Genomic DNA, 10178 nt, shown 5'->3' on the forward strand with positions numbered 1-10178 from the left:
AGAAACTTTCAGAACTCATCACTCCATAGAAATTTTGTTGGAACTTCTCTTCTAACCACTAAAATAAACTAAGACCAAATAATAACAAGGAGTACCCTAACTTGACCCAAGAAAGAGTAACTGTAATCGGTGGTGGTTTAGCAGGAACAGAAGCAGCCTGGCAAATTGCCCAAGCAGGAGTACCTGTAACCCTGTACGAAATGCGCCCTGTAAAAACATCTCCAGCCCATCATAGTGAAGAATTAGCGGAATTAGTTTGTAGTAACTCTTTTGGTGCGATGGCTACAGACCGCGCTGCTGGATTATTACACGAAGAATTACGCCGTCTTGGTTCAGTTATTATTGGTACTGCGGATAAACATTCTGTACCCGCAGGAGGAGCGTTAGCGGTAGATAGAGGTGTCTTTAGTCACGAACTGACATCAACTCTGGCTAATCATCCTTTAGTAGATTTTCGCCGAGAAGAGGTTACAGAAATTCCCACAGAAGGAGTAGTGGTTCTAACCACAGGTCCTTTAACCAGCCCTCAACTAACCGCAGACTTGCAGAGGTTTACGGGGATGGAATATATGAGTTTCTTTGATGCTGCTAGCCCGATTATTGTAGGAGAGTCAATTAATAAAGATATTGCTTTCCTTGCATCCCGTTACGACAGAGGAGAAGCTGCATATCTCAACTGTCCGATGAATCAGGAACAGTATCTCAAGTTTTATAGTGAAATTTGTCAAGCAGAACAAGCGGAATTAAAAGATTTTGACCGCGAAACCTCAAAATTCTTTGAAGGCTGTCTCCCCATAGAAGAATTGGCACAACGAGGCGAGGATACCATGCGTTATGGCCCTTTAAAACCTGTAGGGCTTTTTGATGCAAGGTTAGGAGACTTTCGCGCCCCCGAAAATCAAGTAAAACGTCCTTACGCAGTGGTGCAACTACGCCAAGAAGACAAAGCAGGACAACTCTGGAACATGGTAGGTTTTCAAACTAATCTGCGTTGGGGAGAACAAAAACGAGTCTTTCGCTTAATTCCTGGTTTAGAAAATGCAGAATTTGTTCGTATGGGAGTGATGCACCGCAATACCTTTATCAACTCTCCCGAACTTTTACAACCTTCCCTGCAATTTAAAAATCGTTCTACTTTACTCGCTGCGGGACAGTTAGTAGGAACAGAAGGTTATACTGCTGCTGCTGCGGGTGGTTGGTTAGCTGGTACAAATGCAGCAAGAGTCGCCTTGGGTAAATCAACTCTTACTCTTCCTGAAACTACTATGATGGGCGCGCTGTTTGAGTTCATCAGTTCTGCTTCTCCCAAGCATTTCCAACCCATGCCCCCCAATTTTGGGATTATTCCCCAATTAGAGACTAAAATTCGTGGTAAAAGAGAAAGATACGGCAAATATCGCGATCGCTCTTTAACAGACTTGGCTAATTGGCAAGATACTCTGTATCAGTCTTCTCTAGCTGCGGTGAATTAATCCTCTATTATGTTATTTAATAAATGTTTCAAAAACTGAAGTAAAATCTTGAGTATTATAAGTTTCATGAAAGTGAGTAAGCCATTTAAAGGTATACTCATTGATGGTTTTGAATTCTTGTTCGAGTGTGTTAGAACCTGAAGAACGATTAACCGATTTGGAAGTTATTTCTAAACTGCTTTGGGCGTATTTAAGATATTGAGCATTTGTTTCTTGAATAGAACTTATTTTGATTAAAGCCTTATACAAATCTTTTAATTCTTCTAGGTGTTTTTTATGAACATCTATAGAATACTGATAAGAGCCAATGGCAAATTTAATTTCAATGTCAAGATCGATAGTCCCTGCCGTTTCTAAAATCACGTTTTGAATAGAGTATTTTTTGTAATCTAAACGTTTTAAAGTCCGTTTTTTACTTACCGCAGATTTTCCGTCAACGTGAATCAGAGCTTTATTAGTAAAACAATATTCGTCTGTCTTGGATTTAATTAAAAAAAAGATTTTTTCTTTTTCTTCTTGCAGGATAAAATCATCAGATTCTACTTGGTCATAATCTTGGGGCTTCACAATAATTCCAATATCGCTCAGTCCTAAAGCATCAGAAGCAATTCTTTTGAACTACTCCAACCTGCTTCGCGAGGATTGGAGAATCTCTTCTCCTCGGTCAATTCAGGGACGGTTTTATTCGTCCTCAGAGCTTCCCGCTTCATAGGCTCATGCCTCCATCAAGCAAGCTCGATCTTGGTCTTACTGTGCCTCCACAGGCAGAACCGCCAGCACCGTGCGGTTATAGATTTTTGGTTACAACGTTCTATTTTTATCTATGGACACCTACGTTATTCAGTATCCGAACATTGTTTATCTCGATTGAGATAGCTGTCTTAGCCTTTAGCAATAGCGGGGAGTTCGTAGACAGCGACTAATCACGCCCATTAATACCGCTTTATCTTATGAAGATTGTACAACGCTTACAACCCTTGATATATAAAGAGTTCATGAATTGTTTATTAACTAGTTTATTAACGCTCCTGCGTCGCGGGGCTATCCATCCCACAACCTGCTGCGCGAGGTTGGGGAGTTCCGCCCATTTCGTTAAATGGTACGAAAAAACCTAAAGTATAGCTTATAAAATTGCCCACAACACCCAAGCAAAAATTTTTACAATAGAACTGTAGTTTTATCACAATCTCAATGGCAGTTACCATACAACAGTTAATTAAATGGAAACAACAAAGACGCTCAATTATTTCCCTCACCGCATGGGATTATAGTTTGGCGCGGGTATTAGATGATGCAGGAGTCGATATGATTCTGGTAGGGGATTCTTTAGCAATGGTAGCTTTAGGGCATAACTCTACTCTTCCTGTAACTCTAGACCAAATGATTCATCATGCAACCGCAGTGCGTCGGGGAGTTAAAAGAGCCTTAACTGTCTGTGATTTACCTTTTCTCAGTTATCAAGAAAGTATTTCCCAAGCAATTCATAGTGCAGGAAGAATTGTTAAAGAAACAGGAGTAACTGCAATTAAATTAGAAGGAGGACATCCCCGTATCATTAGTATGGTGCGAGAATTAACCCTCATAGGTATCCCTGTAATGGGTCATGTTGGTTTAACTCCCCAATCAGTGAATATTTTAGGTTACAAGCAACAAGGAAAAACCCCCCAAGAAGCAGACAGAATTCTTAACGAAGCAGTAGCTTTAGCTGAAGCGGGTGCATTTGCCATCATCTTAGAACATATACCAGATGATTTAGCTGCGACTATTACTGCTACTGTCCCTATCCCTACCATTGGTATTGGTGCTGGGATAAAATGTGACGGTCAAGTATTAGTCACCACCGATTTATTAGGCTTATCAGACAGAATTCCTCCTTTCGCTAAAGCTTATGTAAATCTTCAAGAGATTATTACTAACACGGTGCAAGAATTCACCCAAGACGTACAACAAGGGAAGTTTCCTGATAAGGGATGAAGGATGAGGGATGAATTATGAAGGATGAATTATGAAGGATGAATTATGAAGGATGAATTATGAAGTAAGCAACAAATAGCAGTTAGTAACGAACAAATAACAACCAACCACTAACTACCAACTACTACTACTACTAACAACTAACCACTAACTATCAACGAAAGATGCCTTACATTGTTGCCACCTTCTATAAATTTGTATCTTTACCTAACTATCAACAGATACAGCAACCTATCCTAAATTATTGTCAATCTCAAGAGATTAAAGGCACAATTTTACTAGCGAAAGAAGGAATTAATGGCACAATTGCAGGAACGCGCCAGACTATAGACAATACTTTAGCATATCTGCGATCGCTATCCCCCTTTTCAGAGCTCGAACATAAAGAATCAACTGCGACAACACTACCTTTTGGCAAACTGAAAGTAAGACAGAAAAAAGAAATTGTTACTCTGGGAAAAACCGAAGCAAACCCTAATGAAAAAGTAGGTACTTATGTTAAACCCCAAGAGTGGAATAACATTATAAGTGACCCTGAAGTAACGGTAATTGATACTCGCAATCAGTACGAAGTAGAAATCGGCACATTTCAACGGGCTATTAACCCTGAAACTGATTCTTTTCGTGAATTTCCCGAATATATCGCCGAAAATATCGACCCAGAGCAACATCCAAAAGTAGCAATGTTCTGCACTGGTGGTATTCGCTGTGAAAAAGCTTCTTCTTACCTACTATCTCAAGGATTTAAAGAGGTATACCATCTCAAAGGAGGTATCCTGAAATACTTAGAAGAAGTCCCCCCAGAAGAAAGTCTGTGGCAAGGAGAATGCTTTGTTTTCGATGAAAGAGTAGCCGTCAAAGAAGGATTGGAAACTGGTAACTACGAACTTTGTTACGCTTGCGGACATCCTATCTCGGAAGAGGATAAAGCATCACCTTATTATGAACCAATAATTTCTTGTCCTTATTGCTACGAAGAATTAACCCCTGAGAAAAAAGCCCGTCAAATTAACCGTCAAAGACAAAGAGAATTTGAACAAAATAATACGACAAAGTAGGGTGAGGAAAACTTTACCCTAGCAAATTGATAATCAGACTTAAATCTAGTAAGGGCGTTTCACGCGATGCCAATCACGGACTCACCGATGGTCGCGCGACGGCGAAGCCGAGTCCTTTAGGGAAACGCCCCTACCATTGTCTGTTACTAATTAATGATTTTCTTGCTTTGATGTCGCTAATTTTGTATATTCCCTTGTTTCTTAGGATATTTCTTAACTAGCGCAAGCAGCATAAAGTAGTAGGGTAGGATGTACCTCGCCTTACCTGTATTTATCAAAACTATAGCTGATGACTGATGACTAATTACTGATTGCCGATTACTGCTTGAGGAGATTCCTGAATTGCTTTGAGGTTAGCGATTGGCGGTTCATCGCTGATGGTGTTAACCTGTTGCATTAAGTTTGCCATCTCCAGTGCATCTAAAGCATAATTCCAACCTAAATTACTTTTAATACCTGCTCTTTCTAAAGCCTGTTGCATCGTATCGGTAGTCAATACGCCAAAAACTACGGGAACACCAGTTTGAAAACTAGCTGCTGCAACTCCTTTGGCTGCTTCAGAGGAAACATAATCAAAATGAGGAGTTTGTCCGCGAATTACTGCACCCAAACAAATAATCGCATCGTAGCGTTGAGTCATTGCTAACTTACGAGCCATCATCGGGATTTCAAAGCTACCAGGAACCCAAACATAATCTACTTGAGTACCTATAGGGTCAACATTGATTCCGTGACGTTTTAGACAATCTTGACACCCAGACAAAAGCTTACCAGTAACTAGATCGTTAAAACGACCAATTACAATTGCAAAACGAAACGAAGATGAGTCGCCAGTAAAATTTCCTTCAAATGTAGCCATAAATAAAAAACTGATTCCAGAGAAAGCGATCGCCTTTTAGAAGACAATCGCTATTAGTATTAAGGATATCTCTTGTTGTGATTAGATAACGAAAAAGTTTAAAATCGCTACTAAAACCACTAAAATTCCCCAAACACCAGAACCAGCATACAGTAAAGTTTTGGACTGCTCCCAGTTTTGGGGGGAAGCATAGGCTACAGGAACACCGATAACCATTACAAAAGAAAATAAGACTAAAAGAGATAGTACAAGTTGGAAGATAAAGGTCATTTTTTTTAATTCTCCTTAAATCGCAAATTTAATTGGCAGAAATCTAAATAAAAATATTATTTAGTAATTGTTTTCCTAACTATTACGCTACCAAAGTTTGACTACATCTGAGAAGAGATATTGTGATTTTTACAGGCTTTTTTAGAGGTTGAACCCCAGATGCCTAGTATTTCATCATATTTCTTAACATTTCTCAAAATTTAAAATAGGTAAAAAATCATGTTTTGCTCTCCAAAAAGCGAGATCGCCGTTGGCGAGGCGCGTTGCGATCGCTCTAAACCTCACAATCACTTAAACGCAATTATAAAATTTAAAACTAGAATTAAAATCTTTTCACAGATGCTTTTTCAAGAACTGTGTAAGTTCGCGCCAAGAGTCTTCTGCTGCTAACTGATTGTAAGAAGAACGTTCGTGACAGAAAAACCCATGATCCGCATTCTGATAAACCTTTAACTTATAGTTTTTACCGAGTTCTTTGAAGCGAGAGTCTATTTGTGTAATGCGATCTCTCTCAATAAACGGATCTGCACCACCAAAGAATAAATAAACAGGAATAGTAATATTTCTAACGGCTTCGAGCCACTCATCAAGAACCACACTGTAGAAAGGTGCAGCCACCACAATCTCAGAAGAAAACCTAGTAGCAGCATAAAAGGTCATACTTCCACCAAAACAAAAGCCTGTTACACCAATGCGATCTGAATAGACATCTGCTCGCGATTTAAGATAATCTAACGTTGCTTTAATATCTTCTTCCATAGTCTTACGGAAATCGAGGTTAGACATCATTGCTTTGGCTGACTCGACTCGATCGTAGCCAAACTTGTTATTTGGTAATTCACGATAATATAAATCTGGAGCGATCGCTAAATAACCTTCATTAGCAATTCTTACTGTTACATCTTTGATATGTTGAGTCAATCCGAAAGCTTCCATCAGCACCATCACGGCTGGTTTAGGGCTACTTTCAACAGGCAGACATAAAAAAGCTGGCATTTCTCCATCGGGAGTAGAAATAATTATTTCTCTTTGTTCGACTTGCATCTGTAAACCTCTTTGAACTTACAGCTACTTTAGAAAAAATGCGATCTCTGAATCTAGAAAAAAGTTGCGGAATTTTAGTAAATTATTGCGATTTAGCGATATATTTTCTCGGTGTAAAACCTGTTATGCGTTTGAAGTATTTAGTAAAGTGACTTTGGTCACAAAAACCAACAATAGCTGCAATTTCTGAGATGCTAAGTTCGCTATGCTGCAATATATACTTCGCTTTTTCAATTCGTTGCTGCAATATGTACTGGTGAGGCGTTTTACCCGTGCTATTTCTAAACAAGCGTATAAAATGATACGGACTGATTTGTGCAATCGCAGCTAATTCAATGATTTTTAAATCGCGATCGAGATGTTCGTTGATATATTCTGTTACTTGTCTTAGCTTCAGTTTAGATAAGCCGTCTTCATAGCTGGAAAGTTTGGGTTTTGTAGCGCAATATTTTCGTAATAGGTGAATTGCTAATGTGATTTTCAGATTATCAACCAATAAATTACTACCAATTTTAGGGGACTCCAACTCATCTCTTAAGGTTGAGAAAATTCCTTGTATCAGTGCATCAGGAGTATTCATAAACTGCGGAATCAGTTCAATGCGATCGCCATCTACTAAATCTTGACCTACTTGTTGCAGCAGTGCAGGTTCAACTGCCAAAATCCCAAACTCGGCTGAATTATTCCAGTTACAGCGATGGGTAATCCCAGCAGGAATAATTGCAATATCTCCTCGATTTCGCTTTTCTTTTTGAATTCTTCCGTCTAGCCATCTTTCCCCTGGTGAGTTGGAAACACCATAGGCAATTACGTGCATAGTGTGTTGATGCTCGAGTGTCTCAAACTTAGGCTGTTGGTGAAGTTCAAAATGGATATTATCCCATCTGCCTTTGCTTGAAAGTGTCGCAGGTTGAGGAACAAAATTATTTGATGCCTTTTCCTGTTTGTAATCAAGCAGCTTTACTATTTGCTCTGGGTTTTTCATCTTGTTTTTCAAGAGTTCTACGAAATTTAAAAATAGCAAGAGGAAGAATAAGTAAACCGTTAATTAACCTCTGGTTTCTACGATCGATCGAGATCGCAGAGGTAAACAAATCTGAAATTTAGTTCCTTTTCCCGCTTTACTTTCAACCGTAATCTTGCCATTATGAGCCTCAATTATTTGTTGTGCGATCGCCAATCCTAAACCAAAACCCCCTGTTTGTCTGGTGCGGGCTTTATCTACTCGGTAAAAGCGATCGAAGATATGGGGTAAGTCAGAGGCGGGAATCCCAATACCAGTATCTTGAACCGTAATCAAAATTCTACGGGGTTTAACTTCTAGTGTTAATGCAACCATACCACCAGAGGGAGTATACTTAACAGCGTTGTCCAGTAAATTATGAATCGCCTGTTGTAACAAATCGCGATCCGCGTAGCTGGTAGGCATATTGCGATCGCCATAAGTTTTTTGAGATGTAGTTGGTAAATTTAATTGAAAATCTAAACCTTTTTCTGCTGCTAAAACCTGATATTGATTGGCTAAAGAATTTAATAACTCGACTACGTCAGTTTTCGTAATATCTTGAGGATTTAATTTGCCTTGATGACGGGCTAAAAATAGTAAATTAGTAATTAAAACGCTTATATGTTTACTTTGAGTGACAATATTTTCTAAACGCTGACGGGGTTGATGGCGATCTTCTGCTGGGGCGAGTAAACCTACTTGAGCATTACTAAGAATTGCTGCTACTGGGGCGCGTAGTTCATGGGAAGCATCAGCCGTAAAACGCTGTAATTGTTCGTAAGAAAGTTTGACAGGCTGCATTGCCAATCCTGCAAGAATCCAGCCCACTATACCAGTAAAACCGAGAGTAATTGGTACTCCTAAAGCCAAGAAAAAACGCGATCGCGCTAGGGAATCTCGAACAGAATTAATAGAAACCGCAACCTGTAGATAACCCACTAGAGATTGATTGTATTTTAAGGGAAGAGTGAATTTACGCAGATGCTTTTGCTTATTGCCACCATTCAAATTGCAGTTGTATTTTAGGGTTTGCCATCCAGATGTTACTAGAGACTTTTGAGGAGGACAATTACCAATAAACTGTAAAAGGTTCTTCTGAGAATCATACCAGCGAACATAAACTATTCTCGATTCATTGGGAATTTCAGGATTTGATAAGAATACATTATCTGTATTTATCTGCCAGCTTTTCTCTTGTTGTTGATAGGTTGTTAAGGAGGCAATTTTTTTAGTTTGAGTATAAATTTGAGTATCAAATTCTTGCATTTGCTCTTTTACCTGACGCTGATAAACCGTAAACGCAAATAAAATTAAAATACTTCCCATCGAAAGGGTAAACCAATAAGCTAGGCGACGACGAGAGCGGTTGAACATTATTTTTATAGACAACGTAATCTTTTGTTTTGATCTCGATCTGTTTTTTACTATTTGTTTTAGTTTAGCGGTTGATTGAAATAGCTCTACTAATTATTGATTGAGTCTCAAAAAAAAAGTTATTAGCAGCTAGCTAATAACTCAAAAGTTATTTGAAGAAGGAAAATTTTAAACCCATAAATTCGGCGTAAGTTGGATCGAGAGTAATTAACTACTAAGAGGTAAAAGCAGTTGCTTCAACAGTAGTACTGCTTTGAGTTGTGTCGGGAAAATTAGACTCGGTAGTATTTTTATCTTTATTGCCTCCATTACAAGTTTGGGCTGTTACAGGAACAGCAAGCACAGTTAAAGTAAGTACTCCAGCTACTCCAGCTAATAATGACATTAATTTTAGTCTCATGTAATTATCTCCAAAAAAACTTGAATTAAGTTGTTATTGTTTAGTATGAAGAGAGAATATGACATGAAGATGACAATAATCAAGAGGACATTCTGCAAAAACGCTAGTTCGATGGAAATATAAATCTTGAAAATGTGAAAGGAAATAGTGAAGATTTTCAGCAGTATAACAGTATAGTCATTCCCATTAATCTCCGAAGGTTTATCTACCATGTAAGTCTTGATGTGGTGATGCCAGTCGTTAGAAAGGTTACAGCGACTTGCTACAGCATTTATTATTCACATGGTTTCTATTTAGAATGACTATAATTTATTAATAAATATATGAATAGCTTTAACAAAAAGTTAAACATAAATAAAATTTATCTACTAACTTTATCTGATGATAATACGGTAAATCTAACTAGATAAAAGAGAAGTTAAGCAGCATTTTTATCATTATTTAATGGTGGACAATTATGTATTTAATTAATCAAAAATGAACATGATTATCCTTGCTAAATGCCATCCTATCAGTCCATATTAATAGATTTAGAACTTTAAAAAAATATCTCAAGAGAAGGATTTTTCTAAAATCAAGCTTATTTAATATCTATTTTTTGTCTTAATATCCATTTACCCAATCGATATATACAGTATATAAAGATTATTAATATCAGAATCGGCATCAATACAAACACAGATATTATCCAAATAAAAAACCAATTGTCAACTTGATTTAG

At 38.0% G+C, this 10178-nt stretch carries 10 protein-coding genes; 3 read left to right on the forward strand and 7 right to left on the reverse strand.

Annotated features, from left to right (window positions below; all coding sequences use genetic code 11):
• Positions 1-101: 101 nt before the first annotated feature.
• Entirely contained in the window at positions 102-1472 is a 1371-nt protein-coding gene (gene trmFO, locus H1P_RS13665) for an FADH(2)-oxidizing methylenetetrahydrofolate--tRNA-(uracil(54)-C(5))-methyltransferase TrmFO (RefSeq protein ID WP_144867998.1), read from the forward strand.
• A 12-nt stretch (positions 1473-1484) separates the two neighbouring features.
• Here trmFO and H1P_RS13670 read toward each other — a convergent pair whose 3' ends face one another.
• Positions 1485-2081 carry a PH domain-containing protein gene (locus H1P_RS13670; RefSeq protein WP_144868000.1) on the reverse strand — a complete coding sequence of 199 codons (597 nt, stop codon included), beginning with the start codon at positions 2079-2081 and terminating at the stop codon, positions 1485-1487.
• Between the two features lie 582 nt (positions 2082-2663).
• Between H1P_RS13670 and panB the strand changes: the two genes are divergently transcribed.
• Both panB and trhO read left to right on the forward strand, forming a co-directional pair.
• Positions 2664-3446, forward strand: coding sequence for a 3-methyl-2-oxobutanoate hydroxymethyltransferase (gene panB, locus H1P_RS13675; RefSeq protein WP_144868003.1), 783 nt, complete (start codon positions 2664-2666; stop codon positions 3444-3446).
• A 164-nt stretch (positions 3447-3610) separates the two neighbouring features.
• Positions 3611-4504 (forward strand): oxygen-dependent tRNA uridine(34) hydroxylase TrhO, encoded by an 894-nt coding sequence (gene trhO / locus H1P_RS13680; protein ID WP_144868005.1) that lies wholly within the window; start codon positions 3611-3613, stop codon positions 4502-4504.
• 304 nt (positions 4505-4808) lie between these two features.
• Here trhO and ribH read toward each other — a convergent pair whose 3' ends face one another.
• The 6 genes from ribH to H1P_RS36060 form a co-directional block, all read right to left on the reverse strand.
• Positions 4809-5363, reverse strand: coding sequence for a 6,7-dimethyl-8-ribityllumazine synthase (gene ribH / locus H1P_RS13685; protein WP_144868007.1), 555 nt, complete (start codon positions 5361-5363; stop codon positions 4809-4811).
• Between the two features lie 81 nt (positions 5364-5444).
• Positions 5445-5633, reverse strand: a complete 189-nt coding sequence (gene psbZ, locus H1P_RS13690) for a photosystem II reaction center protein PsbZ (RefSeq protein ID WP_144868009.1) — start codon at positions 5631-5633, stop codon at positions 5445-5447.
• Between the two features lie 333 nt (positions 5634-5966).
• A complete protein-coding gene (locus H1P_RS13695; protein ID WP_144868011.1) occupies positions 5967-6677 on the reverse strand; it encodes a dienelactone hydrolase family protein in 711 nt (236 codons plus the stop codon).
• A gap of 82 nt (positions 6678-6759) precedes the next feature.
• Positions 6760-7662, reverse strand: coding sequence for a helix-turn-helix domain-containing protein (locus H1P_RS13700; RefSeq protein ID WP_144868013.1), 903 nt, complete (start codon positions 7660-7662; stop codon positions 6760-6762).
• A 63-nt stretch (positions 7663-7725) separates the two neighbouring features.
• Positions 7726-9057 (reverse strand): sensor histidine kinase, encoded by a 1332-nt coding sequence (locus H1P_RS13705; RefSeq protein WP_144868016.1) that lies wholly within the window; start codon positions 9055-9057, stop codon positions 7726-7728.
• 214 nt (positions 9058-9271) lie between these two features.
• On the reverse strand, positions 9272-9442 hold the full coding sequence (locus tag H1P_RS36060; protein ID WP_186375958.1) for a hypothetical protein: 171 nt from the start codon (positions 9440-9442) through the stop codon (positions 9272-9274).
• Positions 9443-10178 lie beyond the last annotated feature (736 nt).

Source organism: Hyella patelloides LEGE 07179, assembly GCF_900659865.1.
GTDB classification, from domain to species: domain Bacteria; phylum Cyanobacteriota; class Cyanobacteriia; order Cyanobacteriales; family Xenococcaceae; genus Hyella; species Hyella patelloides.